The sequence below is a fragment of the Devosia sp. Leaf420 genome, assembly GCF_001425445.1.
Classification (GTDB): domain Bacteria; phylum Pseudomonadota; class Alphaproteobacteria; order Rhizobiales; family Devosiaceae; genus Devosia.
In genome coordinates, this window is sequence record NZ_LMQU01000011.1 from 384,206 (window position 1) to 398,738 (window position 14,533).

The window sequence follows — 14,533 nt, forward strand, 5'->3', positions numbered from 1 at the left end:
TTCATCGTATTTTAGGACGCGACAATATTTATTCCGCCACTGTTATCAAAGTGACAGTTGATTCGCGCATTGATTATTGTATTATTCTTCAGTCCTTTATAGAGAATGCCGATACCCTATGCGTTATATGCAAAGGGATGCCAGCATTGAGCGCGACGGCCGTAGGCACACCGCGGCGATTGATGGGATTGGGTTGGGTGGAAACGGCGGTGTTGAGGTCGAAAGCCGACGCAATCGGTTCGACGCCGACACCGCGATACTGGCCATGCCATGGCGCGCCGTCGATCCCGCGATCCGTGTACCAGATCTGCATCGAAGGCAGAATGGCGCGATCCCAGTCGAGCTCTATACCCTTGGCTTCATCGAGAAAAACCGCGCGCAATGGACCGGTCATGCCACAGAGCTGGACACTGAAGTTTTCTGTCGCGAGCGGCAGATGCGACAGGTCCACGGGACCAATCGGCGTAGGGACGCTGTCGAGGCGCGAAAACTCCTGCACCTCGCCGTCGCGAACCTGACGCGGATGAACGAGACCAAACGCAAAATCAGCCTGAAGCTGCAAGCGGCCGGGCGTTTCGGGCAAGCGCAGGATGGGGTGAAGCCCGACCGAAATCGATCCAGAGCGGCGCGGATAGATCGTCAGTTCTGACTCAAGAACCGGACTGCCCTCGCGCCCCGAGACGGTGCGCTCCAAGCGCTGCACGATGTGATCGTCGGGATAGTCGAGCCCAAGCGTGACGCTGCTTTCGGTCTGCGCCACCAGCGTCCATTCCGCATCGCCTGCCGGACCATGAATGGGCAGAAGCGGCGGTTCGGTCATCAAACTGGCCCAGTCACGCGGGCCGATGGGCTGCGCGGGCCCTGCCCCGAACGGCACGCAGGCGAAATCCCCGCCGAGCTCGCGCAGATGGCCGATGATAGTCGGGTCGTCCACCGTTCCCATCCAGGGCGCGCGGGCAAAGGGGCGAAAGGCACCGGCGGGCAAATCGAACCGGCAGTCGGCAAGCACCGCCGCGGTGCCGAGCACCACCGCTTCGCCATGACTCCAGGTCAGCCGGTATTCGGTCACCGTGCGGTCCTCACCAATTGGTCACCGAGCCATCGCGCCGACGTAAGTGCGGCGCTTCCCAGAAGCGGAAGCTGTCATGAGCGAGCTTGTCTTCATCGATCTCGACGCCAAGGCCCGGTGTCTCCGGAACCTTATAGGTGACGCCTTCCAGCATAGGCTGCTGGGTGAAGATCCCATAGCCGGGATCGGCGCCGTAGAGATCTCCCGCAGCTACGCGCGTTTCAAGCCACGAAAAATTGGCGACGGCAGCCGAGAAGTGGATTGTCGCCGCTGTACAGATCGGCCCCAGCGGATTGTGGGGCATCATGTCGACGTAATGCGCTTCGCTCCAACCGGCGACTTTCATGGCTTCGGTAAAGCCGCCGACATTGCAGAGATCGAGTCGATTGAACTGGTGAATGTCGCGCTCGATATAGGGCAGGAATTGCCATTTGCTGGCGAATTCCTCGCCGATGGCGAAGGGCACATCAGTCATGCGGCGCAGCGCCTCATAGGCTTCCGGCGTCTCGTCGCGGATCGGTTCTTCGAGGAAATCGAGCGTGCCCGACGGCATTTTTTGGCAAAAGCTTGCCGCCTCCGCGACGCTGAGGCGGTGGTGATAATCGATGCCGATGACGACCTCGTCGCCCAGTTCCTCACGCGCCTTGATCAGCCACTTCGCGGTCCTGCCGATGGACTCGCGTGGCTCGAAAATACCTTGGCCCTCGTCCCATGCGCCGGGGAAGAAGCGAACGACATTCCAGCCATGGGCGATCAGCGCTTTGGCACGCTCGATGGTTTCCGGGCCATCGAGGCTCCCGGTTGATGGGAAGGTCGGGATGACATCGCGGTGCTTGCCGCCAAGGAGCTCATAGACCGGCACGCCGAGCGCTTTGCCCTTGATGTCGTGTAGCGCAATGTCGATGGCCGATTGCGCCGCGAGGAGGACGCGGCCGCCTTCAAAATACTGGCTGCGATAAAGCTCCTGCCAGATCGCGCCGATCCGCATGGGGTCGCGGCCGATGAGGAACTCGCGAAAATGCTCTATGGCGCCGACGACCGCCTTTTCGCGCCCGGAAAGGCCACTTTCGCCCCAACCATAGATGCCTTCATCAGTCTCGATCTTGACGATGAGCTGGTTGCGATGCCCGACCCAGGCGGGAGACGGCTTGATTGCTGTAATCTTCATGGCCGGACTACCAACTGGTCAGTGTGCCGTCTTCGAGACGGGCAACGGGGAGATAAGCGGGTTCGTAAGGGTGTCGGGCGGCGACGGCCTCGTCGATATCGACGCCGTGCCCGGGCGCTTCGCCCGGCTGCAGATAGCCACGCTCATAGGTCCAGGCGCGCGGGAACATATCGAGCGTGGCGTCGGTGTAACCGGAGAATTCCTGGATACCGAAATTGGGGATCGCGGTATCGACATGGATATTGCATCCCATGGCGACGGGCGACACATCCATCGGCCCGTGGCAGGCCGAGCGGATGTGATAGATGGCAGCAAAATCGAAGATTTTCTTGATGCCCGTGACGCCGCCGGCATGGACCGAGGTGACGCGAATATAGTCGATCAACTGCTCGGCGATCAGCGTCGTTGTATCGTAAATGGAATTGAACACCTCACCCACAGCAATGGGTTGGGTCGTGTGTTGGCGGAAAAGCCGGAAACCTTCCTGGAGCTCCGCGGGAATGGCGTCTTCGAGCCAGAAGAGGCGATAGGGCTCCAGATCCTTCCCCAGCCGCGCCGCCTCAATGGGCGTCAGTCGGTGGTGGACGTCGTGAAGGAGATGCACATCCCAGCCCACGGCATCGCGCAGCTTGGAAAAGAGCTTTGGCACCAGCGGCAGGTATTTATGGGTTGCCCAGACTTCTTCGTTCGGCAGCGGGTGAATCATGCCACCAGCGGCCTGATCGGTTGAGGGACCGGTGCCATAGATCGGTGGCAGGCCAGGTATGGCGACCTGAGCACGGATAGCGTCGAGCCCCTGCTCCTTGAGCGCAAGGACGCCCTCGACCACCTCATTGATCTCCATGCCGCTCGCATGTTTGTAAACCATCACCTTATCGCGCGAGCGACCGCCAATCAGTTGATAGAGCGGCATATTTGCCGCCTTGGCCTTGATGTCCCAAAGGGCCATGTCGATGCCGGAAATAGCGGCCATGGTGATGGGGCCGCGGCGCCAATAAGCGCCCTTGTAAAGATATTGCCAGATGTCCTCGCTCCGCATCGGATCGCGGCCGATGAGACAGGGCACGACATGGTCTTCGAGATAGGCGACCACAGCCTTTTCGCGGCCATTCACGGTCGCGTCGCCGATACCATAGAGGCCCTGATCGGTCATGATCTTGACCGTGACGAAGTTGCGGCCGGGAGACGCGACGATGATTTTTATCTCGGTGATCTTCATGACTGCTCAGCGCAAATGCGGATGGAAAGCGACGACGGTGGGGGAGCCAACGGCAATGGCCGGCTCGATGGGATCGAGATCGCCGGTTTCCGGGCGATAGCGAAAAAGGGTCAGGCAATCGCTTTCCTGGTTGGCGACAACCAGGATCGTAGCTGTGGGATCGAAGGCGAAATCGCGCGGAATGCGCCCGCCGCTTGGCGTGGTGCCGAGGCAGGTGGCGACGCCGGTCTGCGGATCGGTGCTGAAACGCGCGACGCTATCGTGGCCGCGATTGCCGATATAGACGTGCCGGCCATCACGCGAGATGGAGATGGCTGAGGCCGATGCGCCGTCATGGCCGCCCGGTGGCAAAGTTGACGTCGACGCGATGGCTTCAAGTGTGCCGGCCTCGGCATCGAAGGCCATGGTGACGAGGGCACAGTCGAGCTCGGTGACGCAATAAACTACTGGTAGAGTTGGATGAAAGCAGAAATGCCGGGGCCCAGAGCCGGGCGGCAACACGGCTTCACCGTGGTCTTCGACGGTGCCTGAGCTGGCGTCGAACCGATAGATTTTCAGGCGATCGAGGCCGAGATCGGAGACGATGACGAAGCGATTGTTGGGTGTCCACTGGATACAATGGGCATGCGGGCGATCCTGCCGGGATGCAATTGCCCCCCTGCCCTGATGGGCGACTTCCGCTGTCAGTGCGCCGAGCCGGCCGTCCTCATCGCAAGCATAGATGGCGAAAGATCTGTTGGGTTCTTCGCTGATCGGCACGCCGCCATAATTGGCGACGCCGACATAGCGGCCGGTGCGGTCGAAGGCGGCGTGGCAGGTGTAGTCGCCGCGGGTCGGTTGTTTGTTGAGATAGCGCAAGGCGGCAGTTAAGTCTTTGATTTCATAGGTAGTAACCAGACCTTCATTCCAGCCATCGACTTCGCTGACAGCGGCGAGTGCGTGGCCCTGCGGCGCGATGGCGATGAAAGTCGGGTTGTCGATGCCCTCGGTGATCCCAAGCGGCTCGACGCCGCCGGTATCGAGATCGAGCTCAAAAGCAGCGATGCCTTTGCCAGCGGCTTTGGCGACATAGCCGATGCCGCGATTGACGCCGCCGATGTAAAAAAGCGCTTTTGGCATAAAGGCTTGGTCCTGACTAAGATGATCGAGCCATCCGGACCAGCGGCCCGAATAACGGGGCCGCTAAAGCAGGCCGGAATATTTGGCCATGCGCACAAGGCCTTGCATATAGCCGATGGCATGGGCGCGACCGCGATGGTTCCAGTCGCTGTCGCCGTCTAGCTTAGGGACGTGATCGTCGAGGAGGAATCCATCGAAGCCGTGGCGCGCGAGGAGGGCGATGACCTCGGCTGGATCGTAGTTTCCGTCGCCGATAAAGCACTCGGTGAAGTTGGGTACCGAGCCCTGCACATCGCGGAAATGGATGTAGGCAATTGCACCGCGCGGGGCAAAGAACGTTACCAATCCGGTAACGTTGACCGCGCCACCGGGCATTTCCGAGCAACAGCCAAGGCAAAGGTCGAGTGCCCAGGCCGGAGACTGGCCCGCCATCTCATAGGCCTTATAAAATCCCTCCGGCCGATAGAAGAGACGCGCAACCCCACCGAGCATCGGCACCGGCGGATCGTCGGGATGGAGCGCGAGGCGCAAACCCTCTTCTTCGGCGACCGGCAGGACGGCTTCGATGAAGTAGCGATAGTTTTCCCACATCGCGTCTTCGGTGATGACGGGACCGTCCTTACCAAAGAGCGGCATGGAACTGGCGCGGCCGAGCGTCGTGGGCATGAAGCTGCGGAGCTGGTCGAGATTGTCGGCATTGGCTTCGACGACGGCCATATCGAATTGCCGCGCGAGGGCACCGCCACGCGTCTTGGCCGAGCGATCCGTCGACCAGACCGAATTGGGCATGAAGTGATAGCCGAGCACCGGCACGCCGGCGCGGGCAACGGCACGGATCGTCGCTTGGTAGTTTTCGATCTGCTCGTCGCGGCCCTCAAGGCCGAGCATGGCCTTGTGATAGAAGTGGGTCGGGACGTTTTCGATAGCCTCGAATTTAAGCCCGGCCGCTTCGACCTGTTCCACCAGGGCGCGAACATCTGACTGTTCCCAACGGTGGTCGCCGGGCAGGTTCGGATTGTTCATCTGAATACCGCTGGCGCCGATTTGCGCGGCAAAGCGCAAGCGCTCTTCGGTCATATCGTGGAACTGTCCCACCGCGATCCTGATCGCCATGGTCGTCTCCTCCCCCGTCGGTCAGTCGCGGATCGCGCTGCCGATCATCTGCACCTAGGTTGGAGCGAAAGACGAACCTTGCCAAGCATTATCGCATCAAATTCAGAAAATAATGTACAATCGTGATCTGCACGTGCACGATCAGTAGTCGCTAATGTGGAAGCTGCACTGAGACGCAAGGATAAATCGGCGCCTGAGCGCTGGTTGTCGCCCTCAAATCTGCTCGGGGACGGATTTCGGCGCGTTACCTGTCTGGCAGTTCGCCGCGCTTTAGCTTAGGTCCTGAGCGGTCCCTTTATTGGCATCAATCGAAATCACAGGCCCCCACAATGCTGCGCACGATCGATCACTCGTCGTTGGCGGTTTCAGGCTATGTCGAGCCTTGGACCGGCCCGGCCGGAACCCGAATGGTAGCTTCGTCCTGCGCCGGAGCTGTCGAGGCCGTCCGCATCCGCGCGCTTGATCGCGATGGGATGCCGAAGGTCGACTGGCCAATCCGATCCTTGGCAGAATGCCGTCGACAGAGCTTTTCCCAAGGCGCGTGGCTCTCGATAGACCATGCGCGATCGATCACGGCGCTGTCCTTTGAAATGCTGCTCACGCGCAATGAAGGCTACCGCGTTCTTCTCGATGCGGGAGCGTTTCAGCTCGCGATCGTCGACGGCGCCAATTTGGTCTTGGGCGACCACATGGGCGATACGCCTATCGGTCGCCTACCCACGCGCCAATGGCTCAAAGTCGCAATCGGCCATGGCGCGCTCACTGTCGAAACGCTCGACCAGGACAAGCCCTTCGCCCTGTCAAAAGTGCTCCCGGGCGGAACGCTTGACCACGTCGTCCTTTGCTCGGATGCAGGAGAAGCGCTGCCAACGCTCAATTGCCGGCTGGCCAACATCAGCCTCACCGCGAACGGTCAAAGCGCCACCTGGGTTTTTCCGACACTCTTTACCGACGACCCACTCCTGTCCAACGGCATGGCGCTGCGGCTCCATAACAATCCGACCTTCTGCGTGCGCTCCTCGCGCTGGGACGGGTCGAGCCTCGATCCGCGCCTGACACCATCCCATTACGACGCCATCCATTGTCACGACACCGACATGGCGGGCCTTGATTGGCCGGCAAACTTCGCCATCGACATCCCTGCCGATGCGCGATCCGGCGTCTATGCGATTGAAATCGAAACCGGTGAAACCGCCGAGCGCATCCCGTTTTTCGTCTCGGCCGCCGAACCCGCCTCGCGGCTTTTGTTCATTGCCCCGACGGCAACCTATCTTGCCTATGCCGACGAATATCTGCCGCCCCATCTCTATGAATGGATCGGCACCGATCGCGGCCACGAATTCGCGCGCGCCAACAATCTGCGCTCGCTCTACGATTACCATTCCGATGCGAGTGGCGTATCCCTCGCCTCGACGCGCCGGCCCAAGGCGACGCTGCGCGACGACTATCGCTATCCGCTCTGCGGGGCGCCGCACTTGCTGCCGGTCGATCTGCATTTCCTTGCCTTCGCTGCCCGCAACGGCATCGCCATAGATCTCGCGACCGATCATGACCTGCACCAGAAGGGCCTCGCGCTTCTCAGCCCCTATCGCAGCGTCCTCACCGGCAGCCATCCGGAATATCTTTCGGTCGCCATGGAAGACGCCTATCGCCGCTATGTCGCCACTGGCGGGCATCTTTCCTATCTCGGCGGCAACGGCTTTGCCGCGGCGGTCGCCTTCAAGGATGACCTGATGGAATTGCGGCGCGGCCCGACCCAGGCCGGTCGCACCTGGGATGGCCCCCTGGCCGAAATGCCCCTGGCGCTGACCAACGAGCCGGGTGGCTATTTGCGCGATCGCGGCCGGGGCGAATTCGCCCTGACCGGCGTCGGCATTTCCCTGATGGGCTTTAGCAAGTCCCTACCCTTCACCCGCACGGCATCCAGTCATGAGCCAGCATTTGCCTGGCTCTTCGACGGAGTTGCAGGCGACACGTTCGGCGATACCGGCATGGTTCTCGGCGGTGCTGCGGGCTATGAGGTCGATTGCACCAACTCGGCGCTCGGCACGCCTGAAAACATCGTCGTTCTCGCGACTGCTCGGGGCTTTCCCGACGACTATGTCGATGATCCCGGCCGCTGGTATGAGGGCGGCGCGCCCGAACGCGACGCCAGGCGTCTTGCGGAAATGACCTTCCTGTCCCACGCCTCGGGCGGCTCGGTTTTTTCGGCGAGCTCGGTGGCTTTCCTCGGCGCCTTGCCGGGACCGGATGAACAAAACGATGTTGGCAGGATGACACTGAATCTGCTCAGGCACTTTTCAAGCTGAGCTAATCCGTACATGTATGCTGCCAATGCGCCCGCGCCCTCTAAGGAACATGCCCCATGAAGCTTGCGTCACTTGCCCTCGCTAGTCTCTCCCTTGCTGCCCTGGCCGTCCCCGCTTCTGCGGAAACGGTCAAGATCGGCGTCCAGCCCTGGCTTGGTTATGGTCCACTCTGGATCGCCGACCAGAAGGGGTTCTTCAAGGAGAACGGCGTCGATGTGCAATTGATCAACTTCACCTGGGACCAGGACGTTGCCGCGGCCCTCGCCAGCGGCAATATCCAGGTGATTTCTGCTGCGACCAACACCGTCATCCTCAACATGAACAATGGCGTCGATCTCAAGGCGTTCATGATCATGGATGGCTCGACGACGGCAGACGCGGTTCTCGTCGGCAAGGATGTTGCCACGATCACCGACCTCAAGGGCAAGAGCGTCGCCTATGAAAAAGGCTCGACCAGCGACCTTCTGATCAACTATGCGCTGAATTCAAACGGCCTTACCCTTGCCGATGTCGAGGCCGTGCCGATTGCTGCGGCCGATGCAGGCCTTGCTTTGATCGCGGGACGCGTTGATGTGGCCGTGACCTACGAGCCCTATATTTCCGCAGCCCTCGCCCAGGGCCCGGAATTCAAGGTTCTCTATACCGCCGGCGAAAAGCCTGGCCTCATCAGCGACGTTCTTGCCGCCGAAACGAGCTTTATTGCCGGCAACCAGCAGGATCTCGTCGGCATCATCAAGGCCTGGGACGAGGCGGTGACCTTCCTGCGCGACAATCCGGAAGAAGGCGGCAAGATCATCGCCGATGCCGTCGGTAGCCCGATCGAAGAATTCAACACCGCTTTTGCCGGTGTCCATCTCTACGACCGCGCCGAGAACGACGCTGCCCTCAAAGGCGAATTCCAGGCAACGGTCGAAGAGATCGGCTCCATCATGCAGCAAGCCAATCCCGATGAGGTCAAGACCCTGCCGACGGGCGAAACCTTCTTCGACCTGACCGCCCTCTCGGCCGCCGCACAATAATTGTTGGCCGGCGTCCCCAAGACGCCGGCATCCTTTTAAAACTTCGAGTAGCGCATGCCCAAGACCTCGAGCATCGCGGCAAATGCCGCGGCTGGTCGCATCGACCGCCGACAATCCCGCCGCAAGAAAGGTCTGTTGCGGCTGCGCCACCCCATTCCGGACCGCATCTTCACGAGTGCGGGCCTCGTCGTGCCCGTGGTCCTCGTGCTGCTCTGGTTCGCGGTCACGGCGCTCGGCCTCGTCAAGCCGCTGTTTCTCCCGAGCCCGCTCGCCATCCTAGAAGAAGCGTGGCGCCAGATCACGACCGGCATCCTGTTGGAAGACGCCGCCGTCAGCAGTTATCGCATCATCGTCGGCTGGCTTAGCGCCGCTATCCTGGCTATTCCCGTCGGCATCCTGATGGGCAATTTCCGCCTCTTCGAGGGCGCGCTCGAGCCCCTGATCTCGACAGTGCGCTATATGCCCATCGTGGCCTTGATACCGCTCACCATTCTCTGGGCCGGCATTGGCGACGAGCAGAAAATCCTGATCCTTTTTCTCGGGACCTTCTTCCAGATGACGCTGATGGTGATGGACAACGTCAAGACCATCGACGTCAATCTCATCCGGGCCGGGCAGACGCTTGGCTTTTCCAATACCGAAATCCTGTGGCGCATCATCCTGCCTGCGGCTCTGCCTGCCATCTGGGACACCTGCCGCATCACCATCGGCTGGACCTGGACCTATCTCGTCGTCGCCGAACTGGTGGCCGCGCAAAATGGCCTCGGCCGCCGCATCATGGATGCGCAGCGCTACCTTGCGACCGACACCATCATTTTCGGCACGCTGTTCATCGGCCTTTTGGGTCTTCTGACCGACTATGCCTTCAAGCGCACCGGCCGATCGCTCTTTCGCTGGACGGCCGATCGATGACCATGGCACCCAAAATCCACGCCGAAGCCGTGGGCAAGATTTTCGGCGAAGGCGCGAACGAGTTCCTCGCCATCGACCGGATCGACCTGACCGTTGCGCCCAACGAATTCGTCTCGATCGTCGGCACGTCCGGCTGCGGCAAGTCCACCTTCCTCAATATGGTTGGCGGCCTCACCGAGCCGACTTTTGGCGACATCCTTATCGATGGCACGCCCGTCACGGGACCGGGGCGCGACCGCGGCTTCGTCTTTCAGGGCTATAGCCTTTTTGAGTGGATGACCGTCGAAGGCAACATCCTCTTTGCGCTCGAAAAGAGCCGGCTGAGCAAGCCGGAAAAGACCGAATTGGTGCGCCAGTTCATTCATGAGGTTGGGCTCAGGGGCTTCGAAAAGTCCTACCCGCGTCAACTCTCGGGCGGCATGCGCCAGCGCGTCGCGATTGCGCGGGCGCTCGTCTACAAGCCCTCGCTACTCCTCATGGACGAACCGTTTGGCGCCCTCGACGCCCAGACCCGCGGCATGATGCAGGAACTGCTGCTCAAGGTTTGGGAAGACCACAAGGTCACGGTACTCTTTGTCACCCATGACGTCGAAGAGGCCATTTTCCTCGCCGACAGGGTCATCGTCCTTGCCTCGCGGCCTGGTCGCATCAAGCGCGAACTCACCGTCGATCTCCCGCGACCCCGCCAATTCGACATCGTCACCAGCCCCGAATTCTCGCAGCTAAAGCGTGGCGTCCTCGCCGACATCCGGGAGGAAACACTCAAGGTCATGTCACTGGGGGACGACGCTTAGGACTGTCGCGCTGATGGAAAAGAGCGGCGACCCACCAGAACTGGGGACCGCCGCTATGCATCACTCGGCGCGGAAAAAGATCATGCCGCCGTGGTGCAGTACGGTATCGGTGACGAACTCGCCGTCAGCTTCAAAGCCGGTATCGTCCCAGTAGTAGATCATATTGCCGGTGACCTCATAGCGGCCTTGATAGGCACTCTGCCGGGTGCCACGCGCTTCATCATAGCGGCCATTGGGCAAAAGCTCCTGGCGCACGTGTCCGTCGCCCGTCACCCACATGCCGATATAGGGGTGCTTTTCCATCGTTCCGTTCTCCTCGGAGTTTGAAGGTTCAAATTGAGCCGCCTGGGCTATCGCCGCTGAACCGGCGAAAGCGAGCGTGATAAGGAGCAATCTTGCGATCCTCATGTTTGGCCACCCGGCAGATCAACACGCTTAGCCGGCTCGAACCGTTTCAAAAGATTTTCGACCTCCTCAACGGGCACACCGCGGCCCGATGTGTGTTCGCGCACGATTTTCCAGGTGCCGCCGCTTCGTCGGAAGACATGGGAGGTTCGGCAGATCACGCCGCTCGCCGTTCCATCTGCCTGCTCGAGCCTTGCGCAGAATTCGAATGTACTTGCCGCCACATCGCCGCTGACCAGCACATCCGGTTCAACGATAACAGCGTGAACCGCGCTGTGCATCCGGTTGAACGAGGTCTCGAATGCCTCGGCCCATTCGCGCGGGCTGCGCGCCAGCCGCAATTGGGGATCGAAGCTGTCATAGAGCGCGGTGTCGGCGCTTTCCCAATCGTGGAATAGGCCGGCTTTTTTCTCGAAAACGAATGGTTCGCCCGGCGCCTTTTCCCAGCCTTCAAGGATCCAGCGCCGCTGCAGCTGGGCCACGTCCATTTCGCTGGTCATGAGCATGCCTTTCCTGGGCTCAAGAAGTCGTCGTGCCGACTCGATACGCCGTTGACGAGAATGATCTCGCTCATTTTTTTCTCCTTTGGCTCGTTCGGCTCAGACCATGCCGCCATTGGCGCGGATGGTTTGACCATTGATCCAGCCGCCGTCGGGACCGGCGAGAAATGCGACCGCTGCGGCAATGTCCTCAGGCGTTCCCAATCGTTCGAGCGGGTTCATCTTGGCCATCTTGGCAACGAGCTCGTCGGACTTTCCGTCGAGGAAAAGATCGGTCGCTGTCGGTCCCGGCGCCACGGCGTTGACGGTGATGTCGCGCCCGCGCAGTTCCTTGGCCAGAATGGCGGTCATTGTCTCGACCGCTGCCTTTGTCGCGGCGTAGACGCCGTAGGTTTCAAGCTTGAGGCCGACGACGGAAGTCGAGAAATTGACGATCCGTCCGCCAGTCTTGAGGCGCCGGGCCGCCTCGCGCAGCGTGTTGAACGTGCCCTTGAGATTGACGGCGATCTGCCGGTCAAACAGCGCATCGCTGCTCTCGGAAAGGGACGCCAGCGACATGATCCCGGCATTGTTGACGAGGATATCAACGCCGCCAAAGGCCTGCTCCGCGCGCTCGAACATCAGCGCCACGGCGGCCGGATCAGAAATGTCGGCCTTGTGCGCCAAAGCGGTGCCGCCTGAAGTGCTGATCGCCTCGACCACTTTGGCGGCCTCGCTGTCATTGCCGGCGTAATTGACGACAACGTTGAAGCCATCGGCCGCCAAGCGCTTGGCGATCGCCGCACCGATCCCGCGCGAGGCACCAGTAATAAGAGCAGTTTTCTTAGATGCGTCAGTCATCTCGATCTCCTGTTCTGTTTGGTGTTCTCTCTTTACGCGATGCCCTGCAGCGGATAATCAGGTGAAATCCGACAACATAATGCGGAATTTTCGAACAATGGACCGTCTGGATTGTATGCGCGTCTTTTCGCGTGTGTTGGAGCGGCGGAGCTTTACGGCCGCGGCTGAGGACCTCGCCTTGCCGCGCTCAACAGTGACCGACGCGGTCAAACAGCTCGAAGCGCGCCTCGGGGTGAGCCTCCTCCAGCGCACGACGCGTTCGGTGACGCCGACGCTCGACGGAGAAGCCTATCACCGCAGTTGCCTGGCGATCCTAGCGGAGGTGGAAGCGGCTGAATCCACTTTTCTTGGCGCCAAGCCCAAGGGGCTGTTGCGCGTGGACGTTCACGGCACCCTCGCCCGGCATTTCGTCATGCCGCGGTTGCCGGAATTCCTTGAAACCTATCCCGAGATCGAGCTGTTCATCAGCGAGGGCGATCGGCTTGTGGATCTTGTGCGCGAGGGGATCGACTGCGTGCTGCGGGTCGGCGTTCCGCACGATAGCGACATGATCGCGCGCCGGATCGCCACCCTGCCCGAAGCAACGCTTGCTTCGCCGGCTTATCTCGAAAAGTTCGGGACACCCGAGAAGCTAGACGACCTCCCCCACCATCGCATGGTCGGCTTCCGCTCCACTGCCACGGGTGGCGTTTTGCCTTTGCTGTTCGAGATCAATGGCAAGGTCCGTGAGGCGATGCTGCCCATGACGCTGACGGTCACGGGTGCCGAAACCTATTATGCCGCCTGCCTGCGCGGTCTGGGGCTCATCCAGATCCCGCGCTACCATGCTGCTCCGGCACTGGCCTCGGGCGAGATCGTCGAAATCCTGCCAACAATCAAGCCGCCGAGCACGCCCGTTTCCGTGCTCTATCCGCGCGACCGCCAGCTTTCGCCCCGCGTTCGTGTCCTCATTGACTGGCTGGTCAAGGTCTTCAACGTTCCGGACAAAACCATCGCGTAGAGCGGTCCGTTATCCGCTTCACGGCGAGACAACGACCTTCTTGGGCCAGCGCTCCAGACCGACGACAGCCACGCCGCTGACCATGATAACCGCAATGCCCATGAGAGCGAGCGCATTGGGAAACGTGCCGAAAATCAGCATGCCGGACAGCAGCGCCCAGACCGTGGACATATAAAGAAAGGGAACGACCGCCGAGACCGACGCGGCGCGATATGCGGTGAGCAGCAGCCAATGCGCGGCGATCAAAAATATGCTCGACCCCACGGCGAAGGCGAGGGTCAGCGCAGAAGGCCATGTCCATTGCTCAAGCAGCAGGCCCGCCAGCCCCGCACCGACGATCTCGATGGCTCCGGCGGCGACTGCGACGACGATGCCGGGTATATCAAGCTTGATCTTCCTGCCGATGAGATCGCGCACCGCGACTGCAGCAGCGCTCCAAAGACCAAACAGCGTATAGGGTGAGAAGCCGCTCGCGCCTGGTTGCGCGACGAGAAGTGCGCCGGCGAAGGCCAGAACGATCAGGGCGACCTGCATGCCCGATAGCCGCTCCTTGAAAAACACCATCGCGCCGATCAGCAGCAGCAGCGGTGACGTTTGCCCCAGGGCGGTCAGATCGGCGATGGGCACATAGGCAAGCCCAGCGACAAAACCCATGGCGGCGGTGAGTTCGAGCAAATTCCTCAACTGCACACGGCCGTCCAACATGCGCGGCGCGTAGCGAAAAAGGCCCAGGGCTGCCAAAAGCGGTATGCCAAGAAGCGTGGAGCCCACGCCCCGCAGGAACAGGGCTTGAAAAGGCGGCACTTCGTGCATGGCCAGTTTAAGTAGGCTGTCATTGATCGTGAAGCAGGCGGTCGCAAGGATCATGAGGATGATCCCAAGCGTATTGCCGGAGGGGCGGCGCATGGTGGTCTCGAGACATCGGGCAGGGGCAAGCTCGAATTCTGATAGAGCAGTGCCCGTAAATGTCCAGCGGCTGGCGCCGCAGAATCTCTTTTAAAGCGCGACGCCTGTCGCCGGATACAAAAAAGGCCGCCAGCGGCGGCCTCCAGGCTTGGACGTCGAA

General features: G+C 60.9%; 14 protein-coding genes. 5 read left to right on the plus strand and 9 right to left on the minus strand.

Features of this window, described 5'->3' with window-relative positions; all coding sequences use genetic code 11:
- Positions 1-88 precede the first annotated feature (88 nt).
- The 5 genes from ASG47_RS12760 to ASG47_RS12780 all read right to left on the minus strand — a co-directional run bounded on the left by ASG47_RS12760 (position 89) and on the right by ASG47_RS12780 (position 5,688).
- Positions 89-1,069, minus strand: a complete 981-nt coding sequence (locus ASG47_RS12760; protein ID WP_061909567.1) for a hypothetical protein — start codon at positions 1,067-1,069, stop codon at positions 89-91.
- 10 nt (positions 1,070-1,079) lie between these two features.
- Complete coding sequence (locus ASG47_RS12765; protein ID WP_061909569.1) at positions 1,080-2,237, minus strand: mandelate racemase/muconate lactonizing enzyme family protein; 1,158 nt, start codon at positions 2,235-2,237, stop codon at positions 1,080-1,082.
- A gap of 7 nt (positions 2,238-2,244) precedes the next feature.
- Positions 2,245-3,456 (minus strand): D-mannonate dehydratase ManD, encoded by a 1,212-nt coding sequence (manD, locus tag ASG47_RS12770; protein ID WP_061909571.1) that lies wholly within the window; start codon positions 3,454-3,456, stop codon positions 2,245-2,247.
- A 6-nt stretch (positions 3,457-3,462) separates the two neighbouring features.
- The gene (locus tag ASG47_RS12775; protein ID WP_061909573.1) at positions 3,463-4,575 is read right to left on the minus strand and encodes a lactonase family protein; all 1,113 of its coding nucleotides are present in this window, start codon (positions 4,573-4,575) and stop codon (positions 3,463-3,465) included.
- A gap of 63 nt (positions 4,576-4,638) precedes the next feature.
- Positions 4,639-5,688 carry a mannonate dehydratase gene (locus ASG47_RS12780; protein ID WP_061909575.1) on the minus strand — a complete coding sequence of 350 codons (1,050 nt, stop codon included), beginning with the start codon at positions 5,686-5,688 and terminating at the stop codon, positions 4,639-4,641.
- Positions 5,689-6,017: 329 nt separating this feature from the next.
- Between ASG47_RS12780 and ASG47_RS12785 the strand changes: the two genes are divergently transcribed.
- From ASG47_RS12785 to ASG47_RS12800, 4 genes are read left to right on the plus strand one after another with little or no spacing between them, the layout of a single operon-like run.
- The gene (locus tag ASG47_RS12785) at positions 6,018-7,997 is read left to right on the plus strand and encodes a N,N-dimethylformamidase beta subunit family domain-containing protein (protein WP_061909577.1); all 1,980 of its coding nucleotides are present in this window, start codon (positions 6,018-6,020) and stop codon (positions 7,995-7,997) included.
- Positions 7,998-8,053: 56 nt separating this feature from the next.
- On the plus strand, positions 8,054-9,016 hold the full coding sequence (locus tag ASG47_RS12790; RefSeq protein ID WP_061909579.1) for an ABC transporter substrate-binding protein: 963 nt from the start codon (positions 8,054-8,056) through the stop codon (positions 9,014-9,016).
- Positions 9,017-9,070: 54 nt separating this feature from the next.
- The gene (locus ASG47_RS12795; protein ID WP_082511729.1) at positions 9,071-9,928 is read left to right on the plus strand and encodes an ABC transporter permease; all 858 of its coding nucleotides are present in this window, start codon (positions 9,071-9,073) and stop codon (positions 9,926-9,928) included.
- The gene (locus ASG47_RS12800) at positions 9,925-10,722 is read left to right on the plus strand and encodes an ABC transporter ATP-binding protein (protein ID WP_200940922.1); all 798 of its coding nucleotides are present in this window, start codon (positions 9,925-9,927) and stop codon (positions 10,720-10,722) included. The genes ASG47_RS12795 and ASG47_RS12800 overlap by 4 nt, the downstream gene beginning before the upstream one ends.
- 60 nt (positions 10,723-10,782) lie before the next feature.
- On the opposite strand, the gene ASG47_RS12805 is transcribed toward ASG47_RS12800, so the two are convergent.
- From ASG47_RS12805 to ASG47_RS12815, 3 genes are all read right to left on the minus strand, one after another.
- On the minus strand, positions 10,783-11,130 hold the full coding sequence (locus ASG47_RS12805; protein ID WP_082511730.1) for an Atu4866 domain-containing protein: 348 nt from the start codon (positions 11,128-11,130) through the stop codon (positions 10,783-10,785).
- Positions 11,127-11,627 carry a YybH family protein gene (locus ASG47_RS12810; protein ID WP_162243258.1) on the minus strand — a complete coding sequence of 167 codons (501 nt, stop codon included), beginning with the start codon at positions 11,625-11,627 and terminating at the stop codon, positions 11,127-11,129. The genes ASG47_RS12805 and ASG47_RS12810 overlap by 4 nt, the downstream gene beginning before the upstream one ends.
- A 99-nt stretch (positions 11,628-11,726) precedes the next feature.
- A complete protein-coding gene (locus tag ASG47_RS12815) occupies positions 11,727-12,467 on the minus strand; it encodes an SDR family oxidoreductase (protein WP_061909583.1) in 741 nt (246 codons plus the stop codon).
- Positions 12,468-12,564: 97 nt separating this feature from the next.
- Between ASG47_RS12815 and ASG47_RS12820 the strand changes: the two genes are divergently transcribed.
- Positions 12,565-13,467, plus strand: a complete 903-nt coding sequence (locus ASG47_RS12820) for a LysR family transcriptional regulator (protein WP_061909585.1) — start codon at positions 12,565-12,567, stop codon at positions 13,465-13,467.
- A gap of 18 nt (positions 13,468-13,485) precedes the next feature.
- Here ASG47_RS12820 and ASG47_RS12825 read toward each other — a convergent pair whose 3' ends face one another.
- Positions 13,486-14,373: a DMT family transporter gene (locus tag ASG47_RS12825; protein WP_061909587.1), complete on the minus strand. Its 888-nt coding sequence runs from the start codon at positions 14,371-14,373 to the stop codon at positions 13,486-13,488.
- Positions 14,374-14,533: the final 160 nt, after the last annotated feature.

Coding starts and splice junctions, on each gene's coding strand:
- ASG47_RS12825 (WP_061909587.1), bottom strand. CDS start 14,373: ATGCGCCGCCCCTCCGGCAATACGCTTGGGATCATCCTCATGATCCTT.
- ASG47_RS12790 (WP_061909579.1), top strand. CDS start 8,054: ATGAAGCTTGCGTCACTTGCCCTCGCTAGTCTCTCCCTTGCTGCCCTG.
- ASG47_RS12805 (WP_082511730.1), bottom strand. CDS start 11,130: ATGAGGATCGCAAGATTGCTCCTTATCACGCTCGCTTTCGCCGGTTCA.
- ASG47_RS12795 (WP_082511729.1), top strand. CDS start 9,071: ATGCCCAAGACCTCGAGCATCGCGGCAAATGCCGCGGCTGGTCGCATC.
- ASG47_RS12780 (WP_061909575.1), bottom strand. CDS start 5,688: ATGGCGATCAGGATCGCGGTGGGACAGTTCCACGATATGACCGAAGAG.
- ASG47_RS12765 (WP_061909569.1), bottom strand. CDS start 2,237: ATGAAGATTACAGCAATCAAGCCGTCTCCCGCCTGGGTCGGGCATCGC.
- ASG47_RS12775 (WP_061909573.1), bottom strand. CDS start 4,575: ATGCCAAAAGCGCTTTTTTACATCGGCGGCGTCAATCGCGGCATCGGC.
- ASG47_RS12810 (WP_162243258.1), bottom strand. CDS start 11,627: ATGACCAGCGAAATGGACGTGGCCCAGCTGCAGCGGCGCTGGATCCTT.
- manD (WP_061909571.1), bottom strand. CDS start 3,456: ATGAAGATCACCGAGATAAAAATCATCGTCGCGTCTCCCGGCCGCAAC.
- ASG47_RS12820 (WP_061909585.1), top strand. CDS start 12,565: ATGGACCGTCTGGATTGTATGCGCGTCTTTTCGCGTGTGTTGGAGCGG.
- ASG47_RS12785 (WP_061909577.1), top strand. CDS start 6,018: ATGCTGCGCACGATCGATCACTCGTCGTTGGCGGTTTCAGGCTATGTC.
- ASG47_RS12815 (WP_061909583.1), bottom strand. CDS start 12,467: ATGACTGACGCATCTAAGAAAACTGCTCTTATTACTGGTGCCTCGCGC.
- ASG47_RS12800 (WP_200940922.1), top strand. CDS start 9,925: ATGACCATGGCACCCAAAATCCACGCCGAAGCCGTGGGCAAGATTTTC.